Source organism: Mesorhizobium sp. GW821-FHT04C10, from assembly GCF_059420305.1.
Window position 1 is genome coordinate 6077166 of record NZ_JBWKTL010000001.1, and the last position, 16012, is coordinate 6093177.

At 64.2% G+C, this 16012-nt stretch carries 13 protein-coding genes; all 13 read left to right on the forward strand.

The window, feature by feature from the left end; all coding sequences use genetic code 11:
• Positions 1–20: 20 nt before the first annotated feature.
• The 13 genes from AC07UC_RS29460 to AC07UC_RS29520 are packed head-to-tail and all read left to right on the forward strand — an operon-like array spanning position 21 to position 15972.
• Positions 21–476: an Hcp family type VI secretion system effector gene (locus AC07UC_RS29460; protein ID WP_027042794.1), complete on the forward strand. Its 456-nt coding sequence runs from the start codon at positions 21–23 to the stop codon at positions 474–476.
• Positions 463–1218, forward strand: coding sequence for a type VI secretion system baseplate subunit TssE (gene tssE / locus AC07UC_RS29465; protein WP_140775250.1), 756 nt, complete (start codon positions 463–465; stop codon positions 1216–1218). Before AC07UC_RS29460 ends, tssE begins: the two co-directional genes overlap by 14 nt.
• A 1-nt stretch (position 1219) precedes the next feature.
• Positions 1220–3094 carry a type VI secretion system baseplate subunit TssF gene (gene tssF, locus AC07UC_RS29470; protein ID WP_494908308.1) on the forward strand — a complete coding sequence of 625 codons (1875 nt, stop codon included), beginning with the start codon at positions 1220–1222 and terminating at the stop codon, positions 3092–3094.
• Positions 3058–4179: a type VI secretion system baseplate subunit TssG gene (gene tssG, locus AC07UC_RS29475; RefSeq protein WP_494908309.1), complete on the forward strand. Its 1122-nt coding sequence runs from the start codon at positions 3058–3060 to the stop codon at positions 4177–4179. The genes tssF and tssG overlap by 37 nt, the downstream gene beginning before the upstream one ends.
• Positions 4176–5642 (forward strand): type VI secretion system-associated FHA domain protein TagH, encoded by a 1467-nt coding sequence (gene tagH / locus AC07UC_RS29480; RefSeq protein ID WP_494908310.1) that lies wholly within the window; start codon positions 4176–4178, stop codon positions 5640–5642. Before tssG ends, tagH begins: the two co-directional genes overlap by 4 nt.
• A gap of 3 nt (positions 5643–5645) precedes the next feature.
• The gene (tssJ, locus tag AC07UC_RS29485; RefSeq protein WP_494908311.1) at positions 5646–6098 is read left to right on the forward strand and encodes a type VI secretion system lipoprotein TssJ; all 453 of its coding nucleotides are present in this window, start codon (positions 5646–5648) and stop codon (positions 6096–6098) included.
• A gap of 39 nt (positions 6099–6137) precedes the next feature.
• Positions 6138–7472 carry a type VI secretion system baseplate subunit TssK gene (gene tssK / locus AC07UC_RS29490; RefSeq protein WP_140775187.1) on the forward strand — a complete coding sequence of 445 codons (1335 nt, stop codon included), beginning with the start codon at positions 6138–6140 and terminating at the stop codon, positions 7470–7472.
• Between the two features lie 4 nt (positions 7473–7476).
• Positions 7477–8799 (forward strand): type IVB secretion system protein IcmH/DotU, encoded by a 1323-nt coding sequence (gene icmH, locus AC07UC_RS29495; protein WP_140775186.1) that lies wholly within the window; start codon positions 7477–7479, stop codon positions 8797–8799.
• Between the two features lies 1 nt (position 8800).
• Positions 8801–12337 (forward strand): type VI secretion system membrane subunit TssM, encoded by a 3537-nt coding sequence (tssM, locus tag AC07UC_RS29500; protein WP_494908312.1) that lies wholly within the window; start codon positions 8801–8803, stop codon positions 12335–12337.
• Positions 12334–12861, forward strand: a complete 528-nt coding sequence (tagF, locus tag AC07UC_RS29505; RefSeq protein ID WP_494908313.1) for a type VI secretion system-associated protein TagF — start codon at positions 12334–12336, stop codon at positions 12859–12861. The genes tssM and tagF overlap by 4 nt, the downstream gene beginning before the upstream one ends.
• Complete coding sequence (locus AC07UC_RS29510; protein WP_140775184.1) at positions 12861–13964, forward strand: DUF2169 family type VI secretion system accessory protein; 1104 nt, start codon at positions 12861–12863, stop codon at positions 13962–13964. Before tagF ends, AC07UC_RS29510 begins: the two co-directional genes overlap by 1 nt.
• Positions 13961–14974 carry a beta-ketoacyl synthase N-terminal-like domain-containing protein gene (locus AC07UC_RS29515; protein ID WP_140775183.1) on the forward strand — a complete coding sequence of 338 codons (1014 nt, stop codon included), beginning with the start codon at positions 13961–13963 and terminating at the stop codon, positions 14972–14974. Before AC07UC_RS29510 ends, AC07UC_RS29515 begins: the two co-directional genes overlap by 4 nt.
• Positions 14971–15972, forward strand: coding sequence for a DUF4150 domain-containing protein (locus tag AC07UC_RS29520; protein ID WP_140775182.1), 1002 nt, complete (start codon positions 14971–14973; stop codon positions 15970–15972). Before AC07UC_RS29515 ends, AC07UC_RS29520 begins: the two co-directional genes overlap by 4 nt.
• Positions 15973–16012 lie beyond the last annotated feature (40 nt).

The window sequence follows — 16012 nt, forward strand, 5'->3', positions numbered from 1 at the left end:
GAAAGCGGTGGAGAAAGACAATGCCAGTCAAGATTGATGGTTTTCTGAAGGTTCCCGATATCAAGGGCCCAAGCACCCGCGACGGCCACTCGGACGAGATCGAAATCCATGGCGTCGACTACAAGATGGTCGCGCCCTATGATCCGAATTCGCTCTCACGCCGTGGGCGCGTGTCGATGGGCATGATCAAGTTCATCAAACATTACGACAAGTCCTCGCCCTATCTAAAAAAGGCTCTTTTCGAGAACAAGGCCCTGGATGAAGTGGTGTTCTCCGCACGGCGGACCATCGATGGCGAGACCAAGGACTACCTGGTCGTCACGCTCACCGACGCCTCGATCATGGAATACGACATGTCGCAGGCCGAGGATGAGGAAGACCTGATCCAGGAGGAGGTCAGCTTCGCCTACAAGAAGATCAAGTTCGTCTATGACGGCAATGATGAAGCCGAAATGGATGTCTATGTCGGCAAGTGAGGTTCGGCGGCCCGGCGCGGGCAAGCAGCAGATAGCCGGCAGCTTGCGGGCAAAAAGCGAGGCCGTCCAGCCATCGCTATGGGATCGTCTTGTCAACGACCTGCCGGGCCTGACCTCGGAGATAGACGGGCTGCGCCATGTCCTGCTGGACGAGCTTGGCGCGGACCGTCTCGACACCTTCGCTGCCGGCAGTGCACGGACCATCGATGCCGATGCGGAGCTGACGCCCGACCAGAAACGGCGTCTGCATCGCCTGGCCTTCCAGACCCAGCACCGCGCGGAGATCGAAAGCCGCGGCGTGGTGGTATCGGCCCGCGTGCTAAGGGAAGCGGTGCGGCGCGACATCGAGGCTCTGTTCAACACCGAGCGTTTCGAGGCCACGCCGCTGCTTTCCGACCTGGAAAATGAGCAAATGGCGGACAATCCGCCGTCGCTCGCCGATTTTCCGGAGGTCCGTCGAAGCGTGGTCAATTACGGCGTGCCCTCCTTCTCGGGCCGGTCGTCCCGCGACTTCGACCGCGACGTGCTGGCCCGCGAAATCCGCTCGGTGCTCGCCACCTTCGAGCCCCGCCTCAAGGAAGGCGCGACGAAGGTTACCGTCACCCTGGGCGACAAGACCGTGGGCCTGAAGATCGAGATAGACGCCGTGCTGATCATGACGCCCACACCGGAACGCATGCGCCTGCGCACCACGATCAATCTCGACAACGGCTTGGCACGGACCGAAATTAGGGACGCCTGAGATGGATCGGGTCTTCGTCGAATATTACGAGGAGGAACTGACCCATATCCGCGGCCTCGCGGCGGAATTCGCCGACATGCATCCGGCGGTGGCGCGCAACCTTTCCCTCGACACGGTGCCCTGCCCGGATCCTTATGTCGAACGGCTGCTGGACGGCGTCGCCTTCCTCGCCGCGCGCACCCGGCTGAAGGTCGACGCCGAGCGCTCGCGATTTTCGCGCAGCGTGCTCGACGTCCTCTATCCCGATCTGGTCACGCCGGCGCCGGCAACGGCGATGGCCGTGCTGAAACCCGGCCAGCAGGTGCAGACCATGCCCGCCGGCCACGTCGTCAAGCGCAACACGCGGCTGGTCTCCAGCCTGCAACCCGGCCTGTCGACGCGCTGCACTTTCTCCACCGCGCAGGACATGACGCTGTGGCCGATAGCGATCACTTCGGTCAGCTATTTTCAGGATCGCAGCGCGCTGGCCGCGGCCGGCATAGGACCGATCGGCGGTACCGGCGGCGAGGCGGCGCTGCGCCTGGCGCTGACGCGGACCGGAAAAGGCAAACTCGACGAATTGGCGCTCGACCAGCTTGACCTCTATTTTGCCGGACGCACCAAGGCGCCGCTTCTGTTCGACGCGATCTTTGGCGCCTGCGTGGCTGTTGGCGCGCGACCGGAAGGCAAGACCAACCGGCTGTCGCCCTTGCCGGCACCCGAAATGGTCGGCATCAGCGACGACGAGGCCTTGATGCCGCGCACCCGCCCGACATTCGAAGGGTACCGCCTGCTGCGCGAATACTTCGTCATGCCGGAGCGCTTTCACTATGTGCGGGTCCTGGGACTGCAGACCGTGGTGCGCAAATGCGAGGCCGGCCTGGAGATCATCTTCCTGTTCCGTCGCCCGGTGCCCGAACTCGCCGACCTGACGCCGGCGGATTTCGAACTTTTCGCGACGCCGATCATCAATCTGTTCGAGCGTGAGTGCAACGTCGTCGAGCTCGACGCGCGCAAGACGCGGCAGGTGATCCACGCCGACCGCACGCGGGCGCGCGACTTCGAGATCTATCGTGTGATCCGCGTCGAGGATGCCGACAGTGAAGGCAGCGATGCCGAGATACCGGAGTTGTTCAGCCTCGGGCAGAACCGCGGCAGTGGCTGGGTCTATTCGACGGAACGGCGCCCAAGGCGGGCAACGGAGGATGAACGGCGCGAGGGTCTGACCCGCACGTCATACACCGGGGACGACGTTTTCCTGGCCGTATCACGGCCGCTCGCAAGTCCCGCGAACCGGCCGCTGAAGCGTCTCGACATCATGGCGCTTTGCACCAATCGTGATCTGCCGATCCTCGATGACAATCCGACCTTGACGCTCGAGGCCGGTGACCCGGTCGAATCCGTTCGGCTGCTTGGTGCGTTGCGTCCGCCACAGCCCGCCATCCCGGCGGCGCTGCCCGCCGGGGCCGATGGCGAATCCCGTGCCGACGATCTCGCCTGGCGACTGGTCGCGCAGCTGGCGCTCAATTTCTTGAGCCTTGCCAAGGAAGGCCGCGGCGTCGATCCGCTGCACGCGCTGCTTGATCTTTATGCCGACCGGGGCGATCCGGGCCTTGCCCGCAACGTGCATTCGATCGTGCGCATAGATTCGCGGCCGGTGGTCGAACGGCTGCAGATCGATGGGCCGATGTGCTTCGGGCGCGGCACTGAAGTGACGCTGCATGTCGATCAGTCGGTGCTGGCGGGGCAAAGCAGCTTGCTGCTGTCAGCCTTGCTGGCGCGGCTGTTTGCCCGTCATGCCGGAATAAACGGCTTCGTGCGAACTCGCACGCGGCTGCTGCAGAAGCAGGAGGATGTGCCATGGCCGATGACGCCCGGCAATCGCTACCTGATCTAGACAAGTCACCTGATCCGGAAAAGACACCTGATCTGGACAAGTCACCTCATCTGGACAAGGCTGGCCCGGACCGGGCCGAAGGTCTCTCCGAAGCGTTCGATTTTTTCGAATTGCTGCGCCGTCTTGAACAGCGCAGCGGTCTGTTCGGCCATTCCGGACGGCCCGACCGCGAGCCCGCGAGGCTCGGCCAGCATGTGCGGCTGGCCTTTTCCGCGCGGGACCTGGTTCAATTTCGCGAAGCCAACGACAAGGCGCCGGCACGGGTCACGGTCGCAAATCTCGGCCTGTTGGGGCCCGAGGGCCCAATGCCGCTTCATCTGACGCGCTGGGTGCTCGACCGCCTGTCGCAGCGCTGGTTCGCCGGCGCCGACGCACAGCAGACCAGCGACACGACATTCGTGGACTTCGTCAACATCCTTCAGCACCGCATGATTGCCCTCTACTACCGGGCCTGGGCGGATGCGCATCCCGCTGTCCAGGTCGAGCGCGCAGTCGGTGGCCGCGTTCGCGCCATGCTTGAGGCGATGGCGGGGATCGGGCTTCCCGGCACCCAAGATCCCGATCTCGACACCGTCAAGCTTCGCCAGGCCGCGGCGCTCGCCAGCCAGGTCGACGGCCCCGAAAGGCTGACGCTGTTCCTGGCGGAAGCATTCAAGGTACCGGTTCAAATCAAGGAGTTCATCGCTGCCTGGATAACCATCCCAACGGGGCTCCAGACCCGGCTCGCAAAAGCCTATGCGGGGCTCGGCCGGGGGGCAACCATCGGTCCGCGCGTTTTCAACCGCCAAAGCAGGATCGAACTGCGTGTCGGCCCTCTCGGGCTTGAGGAATTCAAGGCCTTCCTGCCGGGAGGGTCGCGCCTCAAACTGTTCAAGCAGGCCGTTCGCGACATGGTTGGGGAAACGCTCGACGTCGACCTGCGCATCGTGCTGGCGCGTGAAGCCGTGCCGCCGCCTTGTATCGGAACGCTCCAGCTCGGCCGGACCGCCTGGCTTGCGCGGCCCACCGAAAGGGGGGATGCTGACGATCTGCGGCTGCGGACAATTGTCGGATGGCGGCCGGAAATGGCGGAGGGCGCGGCATGAGCCTGCTGCTGACGCTGGAGCAAGGGCCACGCACCCAGACGGTACGGCAGACCCGGCTGGACGAGGGCGAGCTGGTGATCGGCCGCAGCGCGGACGCAGGCTGGCAGATAAACGATCCCGACATGTTCGTTTCCCGCGCTCATTGCAAGATTTCGGGCGGGCGGGACGGATACTTCGTCACCGACACGTCGAGCAGCGGACTGTTCATAAACGACTCCGACAGCCCGCTTGGCCCCGGCAAGTCGACGCGCCTTCAAAACGGCATGCGGCTGAGGCTGGGCGACTACGTCGTCCATGTCGACTTGCAGACGCCAACCGCCCAGGCACCCACAGCCAGCCAGCCCATTCCGGAACGCCTGCCGCCGGCATCGCGAGCGCCGGTGAGCATCGGCCGTGATGATTTCTTTTCCGCCAAGGTCGAGGAAGAGCCGCGACGGCCGCGCCCGGCCGACCTGCCCAACCCGTTCGAGCAGCCGGTTGCGGGCGCGTTCGAGCGTGCCGCGTCCAGCCAGCGCAGTTCGCCTGCTTTCGATGACCCATTCAGCCTCGATCCGGTTTCGACGCCTGTGTCGAAAGACGCCGCTCCTTACCTAGAACCCGGCGGCACCGAGAACCAAACGGACCCGTTCAGCCTCGACCCCTTGCCGTCCCTCGGACGCGGAGCCCAGATCGCTCGGGGAAAGCCGTCCGATTTCAATGATGATTTTGGTTTCGGGCCAGCCGCCGCAACCGGGTCGGCAAACGGTGCCGGCTCGGCCGGACAGCGCGAGCGCGTTGCCCAGCGACCCGCCAATCCCTGGGATTTGCCCGTGCAAGCGGCAGACGGCCCGTCTCCGGCGCGCACGGGTGCCGCTGCCGCGCCTGCTCGCCTGCCGCAGGCGGCCCAGCCGGGAGACATGGTGCTTCGTTCCGCGTTCCTGCGCGGCATGGGCGTCGAGGAAGCCGATTTCCCCGGGCGCGACAGCATCGCGGAAATGGAGAAATTCGGCCGTGAATATCGGCTGATGATGGAAGGCCTGATGCAGCTTCTGCGCAAGCGGGCCGAGGAAAAGGGAAACGCCCGCGTTGCCCAGACCATGGTCGGGGCTTCCGAAGTCAATCCGCTCAAGTTTCTGCCGACGGTCGACGACGCCATCGTCACGCTTATCGCCGAGCGCAGTCCCGGATTCCTCGCCGGCGAAGCGGCTATCGCCGACGCGGTTCGCGATCTCGCTCAACATCACGTGCGCGCCTGGCGCGGCGTGCAAGGCGCCTTGCGGCGGATGATCGACCGCTTCGACCCGGCAGCGATCGAGGAAGAGCTGAAATCGAATTCGGCGATCGGTACCCTGCTTTCGGGCGGACGCGGCGCCAAGCTGTGGGAACTCTACCAGAAACGCCATCGTGAAATCGCCGAGAGCGCGGAGAAGAGCTTCCTTGGCGAGATCGGCGCTGATTTCCGGGACGCATATGAGGAGGAGTGAGACATGATCGATCGACGCGAATTTATCGTTGCCCTTGGCGCAACGGGGCTGCTTGCGGCTTGCCAGAGCGGCCCGCCAAAACCTTCGGTGATCACCGTCAACGTGTCCGGCGGGGCCGGCATGAACCCGGGACCGGGCGGCGGCGACCGGCCGGTGACCGTCCTCGTGATGCGGCTGCGCAGCACCGGCAAATTCAATTCCGCCGACTACTTTGCCTTGCAGGGCGATGCCGGTACGGCGCTGGCAGGCGATCTTATCGGATCCGACCAGATTGCCGTCGGGCCGGGAAAATCCGCGTCCAAGACCATCACCGTCGAGCCGGATGCCACGGCGCTGGGCTTCGTTGCGCTCATCCGCGAGCCTACAGGCAGGAATTGGCGGACGACCAAGTCGGTGTCGCCGGGATCCAAATTCACGATCAATGTCACGCTTGGCAGCGGCGGTATTTCCGCCTAGCGGCCGGGGCAAGGAGAGCTCGATGCAGAGAGCAGCGGCATGAGCGATGCAAACAGGGTGCTGTGGTCCGAAGGCCTTTTCCTGCGGACCCAGCATTTCCAGCAGCAGGATCGTTTCTTCGAGGCGACGGTGCGCGGCGCGTTGCAGGCCGGGCAACTGCATACGTTCGGCTTTCAACAGCTGACGCTGGACCAGGCGTTGCTAGAGGCCGGCCAGATCTCGATCCTGTCGGCGCGGGGCATCTTCCCGGACGGGACGCCGTTTTCCATTCCCGACATGATGGACGCGCCGCGACCTTTGCCGGTCACCCCGGACACAGGCGCCGGACCGGTGCTGGTCGCCTTGCCGCTGGAGCCGCCCGGTGGTGTCGGCTTCGATCCGGCACACGCGGCCGCTTCGGGAGCACGCTATCATGGGCGGATCGTTTCGGTGCGCGACGCCGTCCAGGGCGGTTCGGACCCCGAAGAAATCGAAATCGCACGGCCGCAGGCGCTGCTGCTTGCGCCCGGCAGGTCGGTTGGCGGCTACACTGCCTTGCCGATAGCCGACCTCAAGGGGATTCGAGCCGATGGCGGCGTCTCGCTGGACGAGACCTTCCTGCCACCGACCCTGGTTACCGGCGCGGTGGCCTGGTATCGGCAATTGCTTCTGGAAGTCGTCACGGGTCTCGACCAGATCGCCGAGGCACATGGCAAGATGGTGATGGGCGGACCGGGGCGCAGCGTCGAAGACCTGCTGATGCTTAACCTCGCCAATGCGGCGCGGCCGCGGCTGGCCCATATGCTGGCGCAGGATGTCTTCCATCCGGCCGAGCTTTACCTGGAGCTCGCCGGGCTCGCCGGTTCGATGGCGACCTACGGATCGAGCGCGCGGCGGCTGGGCGAGTTGCCGGCTTACGATCACATGGCACCCGGGCCGGCCTACATGGCGCTGGCGGATGCACTGCGCTCGCTCATCCTCAGCCTGCGCTACATCGAGCCGAAATCGCGGGCACTGCCGGTCATGCGGCATTCGACCAATGTCTGGAAAATCCGCATCGACAATCCGAAGCTGCTGGTCGCCAGCCGCATCGTCATCCGGGTCGGTTCCGAGCTGTCGGAAGACGCGCTGCGCAAGATCTTCGTCAATCAGGCGACTGTCGGCTCGGCCGACCAGTTCGAGGGCCTGTGGAAATCGCGCCTGCCCGGCATACCGCTGAAACCGCTTCACTCCCAGCCGCGCGAAATCCCTTACGACGGCGATCGGCTATGCCTCGAACTGGATCAGAAAAGCGAGCATTGGGCATCGCTGCTCGATGCACCCGGCTTCGTCATCGGCGTTTCGGGCGTGTTGCCAAGCGAGCCGCAGGTGGACTGCTATTCGGTGAACAGGTGAGATGATGAGCCGCGATGATCCTTTCGGACTGTCGGAGGATCGCGAACGAACCCGCATACGGCTGACCGGCGCGCCGATGCCGCGGCCGATGGCGCCGCTCTTGCCGGGCACGGCGGTCAAGCGGTCGCGCACGCATCCGAACGCGCTTGTCAACGCGTTCGCGCCCTTGCTCGAATTCGCGCCCGAGCTCGAAAGTGCGCTGGCGCCGGAGAACCCGGAAGCGTTGCGCACCCGTCTGCTCGAAGAACTGGTTCGGGCACGCGACACGGCGATGGCTACGGGGTCTTCGCTGGAGCGCGCCGATCAGGCAGCCTGGGTGGTGGCGGCGTTGCTCGACGATCTCGCCCTGAACACGCCGTGGGGCGGGGCCAGCGCCTGGCCGCGGCAGCCGCTTGTGGTGATGCTGCGCGGCGATGTCGATGCCGGCACGCAGTTCTTCACGCGTCTCGACGAACTGGAACGCCATCCCAACCGCGACCGCGAATTGCTGGAACTGCAGTATGACTGCATGGCGCTCGGCTTCCGCGGCAAATATCGCGTGCCCGGCCGGTCGGGCGACCGATCGCTCAATGCGGTTCGCGTGGCGGCGGCACGCTTCCTGCGCGATGCCGATGCGGAGGGCGCGCCGCTGTCGCCAAACTGGAAAGGCGTCATCGCATCCGACGAACCGCAGCGCTTCATCGTGCCGATCTGGGTCATGGCGCTCGGTGCGGCGGTTGTCGCCACGGCCGTCCATGTCGGGCTGTCGATGGGATTGAGCAGCCAGGCGGTCGAGCTTTCAGCTCTTGTTCGGGCCTTGCCGCCGCCTGAACGCGGCGACATCAGCCGGACCTCGCCCAAGGTCGACGCCCCGCCACCGGAGAAAGTGGATTTCGCGCTGTTGCCGGAATTCCAGGCCGGCGCGCCGGCTGACCTCAAATCCGCGCTTAGCGGCACCGAGAGCGTCTCGCTGGCCAAGCTGATCATCCAGGCCTCCAACCCGGAACTGTTCCAGTCGTCGCGGCCACAACTGACCGAAGGCTTCGAGCCGCTGATCGGTTCGATCGCCAAGGTGATCCTCGCCAATCAGGAGCTGATCGGGAACATCACGGTGATCGGACATACGGACGGCATTCCCCTGCAGAAGACCAATCCGCTGTCGACCAACCAGCGGCTGTCGGAGGCCCGCGCCCAGACGATCGCCGACATGCTGGTCCAGAACGGGGTGCCGCAGGACCGCGTCCATTCCGAGGGCCGCGCGGCGACCGATCCAGTGGCCAGCGACAGCACGCGCGAGGGGCGAGCCTTGAACCGCCGCGTCGAGGTGCTCGTCGAAAAGAGGCTGTGAGATGTTTATCCTGCGCTTCCTCTGGGCGGTTCTGACATCGCGCTGGCTGTGGACGCTGATCGGCATCACGCTGCTTTCGCTGGTTATCTGGGTGTTCGGTCCGATCGTCAGGGTCGGTCCCTATTCGCCTTTCGATTCCGACAATGTGCGCATTGCCATGATCGCGGGCCTGATCATCCTGTGGCTGATCTGGCTGATTATCGCGCAACGCCGCGCCATCCGTGCCAATCGCCTGTTCGTCGCCGAGATCGCCGCGCCGGTTGCGGAGAAGCCGCTCAGCCCCGGCGAAGAGAACGTCGCTGCCGTCGGCGCCAAGTTCGCCGAGGTGATGGCCGAACTGAAACGCCGCAAGCTGGGCGGGCGCAAGTTCCTGCGCGAGATGCCCTGGTATGTGATCGTCGGGCCGCCGGCCACCGGCAAGACCACGGCGCTCAGGCAATCCGGACTGAATTTCCCGATCGACCTCACCGACGATCTACAAGGCGTCGGCGGCACGCGTAACTGCGACTGGTTCTTTTCCGAGAACGCGGTTCTGATCGACACCGCCGGCCGCTATGTCCAACAGGAAAGCCAGCCCGATGTCGACGCGGCGGAATGGCTGGGCTTCCTCGACCTTCTGAAGAAACATCGCGGCCGCCGCGCGCTCAACGGCGTGATCGTGGCGCTTTCGACCGACGTGCTTTCAGAGGGCGACGAAGCCATCAAGGCACACGGCCGCAAAATCCGCCGCCGGCTGGCCGAACTCAACGACCGGCTCGAAATCCGCCTTCCGGTCTATCTGATGCTGACCAAGGCCGATCTGATCAAGGGTTTCGAGGCTTTCTTCGGCGGCCTGTCCACCGCCTCGCGCGAACAGGTCTGGGGAACGACCTTCGCGCTGGATGCGCGCGTCGATGCCAAGACCATCGAGCGGGAAATTTCAATACTGGCGACGGAACTCGAGCGGCGGCTGGTGCCGCGCCTGGAGGACGAGGACAAGCTCGCCGCCCGCGCCGAGATCTTCAGGTTTCCAGCCCAGTTGTCCAGCCTGTCCGAGCCGATCCAGGTTCTGGTCGAGGCGATGTTCGGCGAAAGCCGGTATGAAGAGGCCGCCTGGCTACGTGGTCTCTACCTGACATCGGCGACGCAGGAAGGGGCGCCCATAGACCGGCTGACCGCGGCGCTGTCGTCGTCCTTCGGCCTGCCGCCACGGCGCGCCCTGCCCGCACCAAGAGTCGAGAAGCGCAGCTTCTTCCTGAAGAACCTGCTCACCGAAGTCATCTTCAAGGAAGCCGGCCTCGGCACGTTCGACCCGTTGGCGCAACGCCGTCGCGCCTGGATCTGGCGAGGCGCGGCGGCCGCGTGCGCGGCCGGCGCCTTGCTGGCCGGCGGGCTGTTCACCTGGTCCTATTTCGACAACCGCAACGCGATCACGGCCCAGGCAAGCCAGTTCGAATCGTTGCAAGCGCCGCTGACCTCGGCTGCCGCAAGCCCGGCATCGGTGCAGCAGCCCGCCATCGACGGCGCGCTCGAGGCGATGGACGCGGTCGCAAATGCCCGGACTGCACCGCCGGGCGCCGCCCAGGATCTGCTGGGTCCGTCGGCCTCGGCCGAACTGGTGCGGGCGCAGAGCGACACATACGACCATGCCCTGCGCAATGTTCTCGAGCCACGCATGGTCGCTCTGCTCGAGGCGACCATGTGGCGGCAGATCCGCGATCCGGATTTCATGCTCGGTGCCCTTAAGACCTATCGCATGATGACGGGCCTGTCGCAGATGGATGCCGATTTCACCCAGAACTGGTGGGTGAACAGCTTGCCGGAATTCGCGGCCGCGGCACCATTTCCGACCGCCGACGCCGAAGAGCATCAGCTTGCCGCCATCCGCCGCATGGCGGTCGACGAAAGCTATGTCGCGCCCGACCAGGCCCTGGTTGCCGAAGCGCTGAAAACGGTCTGCACTATCTCGCTGCCGGCGCGTGCCTACAAGCAGTTGCTGGCCGACCCGGAGGTGGCCGGGCTCAAGGAGTGGATCCCGGCCAATTTCGCCGGCCCCAATGGCGGCAAGGTGTTTGCGCGGCGGTCCGACAAGACACTTCGCGTCGGCGTTGCCGGGGCATTCACCTATGCCGGCTTCCACGACGCCATTCTCGACCGCATCGACGATGTCGCCGCCCAGGCGGCGCTCGACCGCGCGGTTTTCGCCGGCGGCTGCTCGGAAAACTCCGAAACCTCGGTCTCGGCGCTGTCCGAGGATATTCTGAAGCTCTACTATGACGACTACATCGCGCAATGGGACAGCTTCCTGCGAGACATGCGGCTCGCGCCATTGACCGATCTCAATGTCGCCAGTGAAAATCTGAAGGATCTGTCGAGTGCCGATTCAGCCCTGAAGCGGCTGCTGACGGCGGTCGTGCAGGAGACCGAACTGACGCGCTCCGACGAAGCGCCAGCCGACGACAAGACAGCCGCCAAGGGCGCTTCGAAACTGCTCGGCAAGCTTGGCAAGCTCGGCAAGCTGGCGACATCAGGTGCGAAACTGCTTCCGCGCGCAGGGTCAGCCACAGAGGTGGACCTGACCGGCAATCTGGTGGCGGCACATTTCAAGCCGCTGAAGAGCACCATTGCCGAGGTCGACGGCCAGCCGCCGGCACTGGATGCCGCGGTCGTCGCGCTGACCGCGCTGTCGAACGTCCTGCAGACGGTCACCGCGAATCCCAATCCGCAAGACGCCATCAAGAAGCAGGGCGGCCTTGCCGAACTGACCGGCGCGGTCGCCAGGCAGGCACAGATCCTGCCTGACCCTATCAACGCCTGGCTCAGCGGGATTGCCGGTGACACCAGCAATTTGACGCAAAAGGCTGTGACCTCGGAGCTCAACGCCATCTGGCGGGCCGACATACTGCCTTTCTGCCAGGCGGCGCTGAACGACCGCTATCCGTTCAGCGCCGACAGCGCGGTGGACGTCAATGTGCGTGATTTCGCCCGCCTGTTCGGGCCGGCCGGACTGATCGACGGTTTCATCAACGACCATCTGATCAACTATGTCGACACGACCAGCCAGCCGTGGAAATGGCGCGCCGATTTCGGCCTCGATCCCTCGGCGCTGGCGGCGTTCGAGCAGGCCAGGCATATCCGCGACGATCTTTTTCCTGGCGGCACCGGGCCGGTGATGAGCTTCACGCTCGAACCGAAAGACCTGTCTCCGAACGTTACGCGCGTCACGCTCAATCTCGATGGCCAGAGCCTCGTCTATTTCAACAATGCGACGCGGCCGCAACCGATGACGTGGCCGGGCAAGGACGGCACCGGGGTCATATCGCTCGCCTTCCAGCCGATCGACGGCTCGCCCGAAATCATGCTCAACGAGACCGGCAGCTGGGCGTGGCTGAGGATGCTGCGCAACGGCCGTTTCGCCGGCACGTCGCTGTCCGATGTCTACAGCCTGCGCCTGGGCACGAAGGGAATGTGGGCCGATTTCGAACTCAAGGCCGCCAGCGTCGAGAACCCCTACAATCTCCAGATGTTCAAGAAATTCTCATGTCCGCCGCAGATATGATCTTGCCCGGCTTTTACGGCAAAATGCCAGCCACCGGCGATTTCGTGACGCGGCGGCTCTCCGGCGACTTTGTTCGCGGCTGGGACCGCTGGCTAGCGCAGCATCTCGTCCCGCTGTTCGGCTCGGAAATTTGGCCAAGTACGACCGCGCTACGCTTTCTGGCCGGCCCGGCGTCCTTCAGCGCATCGGCAGGCATCATCGTGCAAAGTGCCGACAGGGTCGGCAGGAAGTTCCCTCTGAGCGTCGTCGCACAGCTTGCCGAAGCGCCCATTCAGCTGGCTGACGCCGAGGCGTGGTTTTCCCAGATCGAAGCGGCGGCCATCGCCGCCCAGAACGGCGAGTTGACGCCGGACGAACTGGATACCGCGCTGGCCGGACTGCCGGCGCCATCAGTCGAGCCGGGTGAAGAAGTCATCGGCGACATGGTGATGTGGACGGCCCGTTCGAACATTTTCGACATCGATCCGCAATCGCCGCAGGCGGTTCTGGAGCAGATCCTCGCCGCAAGCTGGGAGACCAGCTGATGCAGATCTGGAACCAGATGGGCTATCCGCACCAATTCACCATGGGCATGGACAAGGCCGGCCATGAGTGGATTGTCGTGGTCGTCAAAGGCACGTTCGACTTCCCCGACAAGCCGGGCGGACTGGTGCAAAAATCGGCGGAACAGGTGCCGCTGGTGATGGCCGACACACAAACCGGCGTGCCCGGCTACTCGGCCACGCTGTGGGAGACCGACTTCGCCTTCCGCAAACCGCGCTGCGACGTGATCGCCAATGGCTGCGCCTACGCGCCGGGCGGGCGCCCGGCAGCGCGCGTGCCGGTCGGCATCAAGGTTGGCAATTGGTCAAAATTGTTCGAGGTCGTCGGCCACCGCGAATGGCGCGCCATCGGCCCGATCTTTACTGCCACATCGCCGCAGCCCTTCCTGAAACTGCCCATCTCCTATGACGTCGCCTGGGGCGGCGTCGACAGGCTGGATCCGGAAGACAAACTCCCGGGCAGCTACAAATACAACCCGGTCGGCACCGGCTGGTCGCGCACCAGGAACCAGCGCCTTATTCCAGGCCTGCGGCTGCCGAACACCCAGGCGGTCGACGAAGAGATCCGCTCGCCATTTGGCGACTACAAGCCGATGAGTTTCGGGCCCATGGGCCGGGGCTGGCCGGGCCGCATCGAATATGGCGGCACCTACGACCAGAACTGGATCGACAATATTTTTCCGTTCTTGCCGCCGGATTTCGATGAACGCTATTTCCAGATGGCACCACCGGACCAGCAGATCGACCACCCAAGGGGCGGCGAGGACGTACAGTTGATAAATTTGACGCCGGCAGGCAAGGAAAGCTTCCGCATGCCAACGACAGCGTTGCCGCTGACGCTGTTCAAAGGTCGCGAAAAAGCGTTCGTGGGCGAGCTTCTGCCGGATACGGTGCTGTTCGATCCGGAGAGGCGGCGGTTTTCGCTGGTCTGGCGGATGCAGCAGCACCTCCAGCGCACGATCCTCGATTTTTCGGAATGCTGGGTCGGGCCGCCAACACCCGGCATGCAACGCGCCTATGCCAAGCGCAAACGTTACATCCGCAAGTTCAACACTCCGCTTCGCGATGAAGACGAGGCCGCATGAACGCTGACCTCGACATCGTCTCGGCGGGCATGGTGACGGCAGTCGGCCTCGACGCGCCATCGAGCTGCGCCGCGATGCGCGCCCGTCTCGACGGTTTCCAGGAAACGCATTTCCTTGGCGCCGCCGGCGAGTGGCTGATCGGTGCGCCCGTCCCGCTGCCGCGCAACTGGATGGGCGCAAAGCGCCTTGCCCATATGGCCGCCGCAGCAATTGTCGAAGCGTTCGAAGCGATGCCCGAGGCCCGGGGCAGGACGGCCCTTGTTCTTTGCCTGGCTGAGGAGGATCGTCCCGGGCGTCCGGCGCCTGACAGCCGGAACCTGCTTGCCCAGATCGAGCAAATCACGGAAATCGTCGGTCCCATTGCCTCGCGCGTCGTCGCGCATGGCCGCCCGTCCGGCCACGTCGCGTTGGAGGCGGCCCGTCGCCTGCTCGCCTCCAATACTGCTCCTTTTGTGATAATTGTCGGGGTGGACAGCTATCTGACCTCCCAGACCATAAACCATTATCTCGCCCGTGAGCGGTTGCTCACGCCACGAAACTCGAACGGCTTCATTCCGGGGGAAGCCGCGGCTGCGATTCTCTGCGCGCGCGCGGGCGGCACCATGCACCTCACAGGGCTCGGCCTGGCACGGGAGGAAGCTCATATTTACAACGAGATGGATATTCCCTTCCGAGGGCAAGCGATGACAACGGCTTACAAGGAAGCGTTTGCCGGGTCACGGCGCCTCCATTCAGATATCACTCTCAAGATGGGAGATTTCGTCGGCGAAACATACTGGTTCCGGCAATGTGCCCTCGCCATGCTGCGCACACAACGCGAGCACTCGCAGGTGCGGCCAATATGGGCGCTGGGCGCGAGCTTGGGGAATGTCGGGGCGGCCGCTGTCCCGGTGATGCTGGGGTGGGCGCTGTCGGCGATACAACGTGGCTACGCGCCATCGGGGCCGATCCTGATCGAGGCCTCGGGCGATGACGGTGCATGCGGCGCTGCGGTGGTGGAGGCAAGATGACTGTCTTCGCGAACGGGCGAGAGATTTCGGCGGAGGCGCAAGGGTGCAAGGTCATTGCGGATTTCCCCGACACATGTTTCACCCCGCCCGAGAATCCGGCAACCCCGCCGGGCGTGCCCGTCCCATACCCTGATTTCGGGGTCGACTCCGATCTGACGTCGGGTAGCGGAACCGTGAAGATTGGCAACAAGCCTATCAGCCAGGAAAATAGCAGCTACTACAGCAAATGCAGCGGCGATGAGGCTGGGGCGGCGGCAAAAAAAGGAATAATCACCTCAAAAAATACCGGCAAGGTCTACGCACACGGCTGGTCGTCAGACGTCAAGGTCGAGAGCAAGGGTGTCGTTCGACTCGGCGACATGGCCACCAGCAATCACGGCACCGATCCCGGCGATGCGCCCCCAATGGTGATCGTCGGAAAGCCGGCATTCGGAATTCCTGGCGATGAAGACTGCATGGTCGGCAGCTTCGAGGATATTCACGAAAAGTGTAACGCCAAAAAGGACCCTACTGATCCGTTGGCCAAGCCGGGCACGCAAGGTGTGGCTCACCAAGCTCACCATATCGTTCCGGACCGCTGTTTTCGCGTCAATAGCGAAGATCGAATGGCGAACCCGCCATTTCCCAGCAGGGACCAGGGCATTTGTATCTGCATCCCTCGCGTGAACCACTCGGCGGCTCGGCCGCCGACAGGCGAAGACGTCACCGTGCACCATCACCTGGACAATGCTCTGACCGAACTCGGCGAGCAGGTCGCAACAAGAGCCAACCCGCGCGGCGTCGAGAAGGTGGATAAAATAAGAAATCAATGTTTGGATGCTCTTGCCGAACTGGTCGATGATCCTGTGTCCGCGGACTGCTTCGAAGTGGCATGTGAAAAGGTGACCGAGCAAACAGAGCCAATCAAGGACAAGTATGCTCGTGCGGAGAAGAGCTCCAGCAATATGAGTCCTGCCGCCAAGGGCGTGCTGAACAGGCAGCATCTGCCAACAGCATGAGATCGCTGCCAAGGGAGTATTGAGCAACCGATGAGGCGAA

Excerpts from the sequence above, each read along its gene's own strand:
- AC07UC_RS29460 (WP_027042794.1), top strand. The coding sequence starts at position 21 with ATGCCAGTCAAGATTGATGGTTTTCTGAAGGTTCCCGATATCAAGGGC.
- tssE (WP_140775250.1), top strand. The coding sequence starts at position 463 with ATGTCGGCAAGTGAGGTTCGGCGGCCCGGCGCGGGCAAGCAGCAGATA.
- tssF (WP_494908308.1), top strand. The coding sequence starts at position 1,220 with ATGGATCGGGTCTTCGTCGAATATTACGAGGAGGAACTGACCCATATC.
- tssG (WP_494908309.1), top strand. The coding sequence starts at position 3,058 with ATGGCCGATGACGCCCGGCAATCGCTACCTGATCTAGACAAGTCACCT.
- tagH (WP_494908310.1), top strand. The coding sequence starts at position 4,176 with ATGAGCCTGCTGCTGACGCTGGAGCAAGGGCCACGCACCCAGACGGTA.
- tssJ (WP_494908311.1), top strand. The coding sequence starts at position 5,646 with ATGATCGATCGACGCGAATTTATCGTTGCCCTTGGCGCAACGGGGCTG.
- tssK (WP_140775187.1), top strand. The coding sequence starts at position 6,138 with ATGAGCGATGCAAACAGGGTGCTGTGGTCCGAAGGCCTTTTCCTGCGG.
- icmH (WP_140775186.1), top strand. The coding sequence starts at position 7,477 with ATGAGCCGCGATGATCCTTTCGGACTGTCGGAGGATCGCGAACGAACC.
- tssM (WP_494908312.1), top strand. The coding sequence starts at position 8,801 with ATGTTTATCCTGCGCTTCCTCTGGGCGGTTCTGACATCGCGCTGGCTG.
- tagF (WP_494908313.1), top strand. The coding sequence starts at position 12,334 with ATGATCTTGCCCGGCTTTTACGGCAAAATGCCAGCCACCGGCGATTTC.
- AC07UC_RS29510 (WP_140775184.1), top strand. The coding sequence starts at position 12,861 with ATGCAGATCTGGAACCAGATGGGCTATCCGCACCAATTCACCATGGGC.
- AC07UC_RS29515 (WP_140775183.1), top strand. The coding sequence starts at position 13,961 with ATGAACGCTGACCTCGACATCGTCTCGGCGGGCATGGTGACGGCAGTC.
- AC07UC_RS29520 (WP_140775182.1), top strand. The coding sequence starts at position 14,971 with ATGACTGTCTTCGCGAACGGGCGAGAGATTTCGGCGGAGGCGCAAGGG.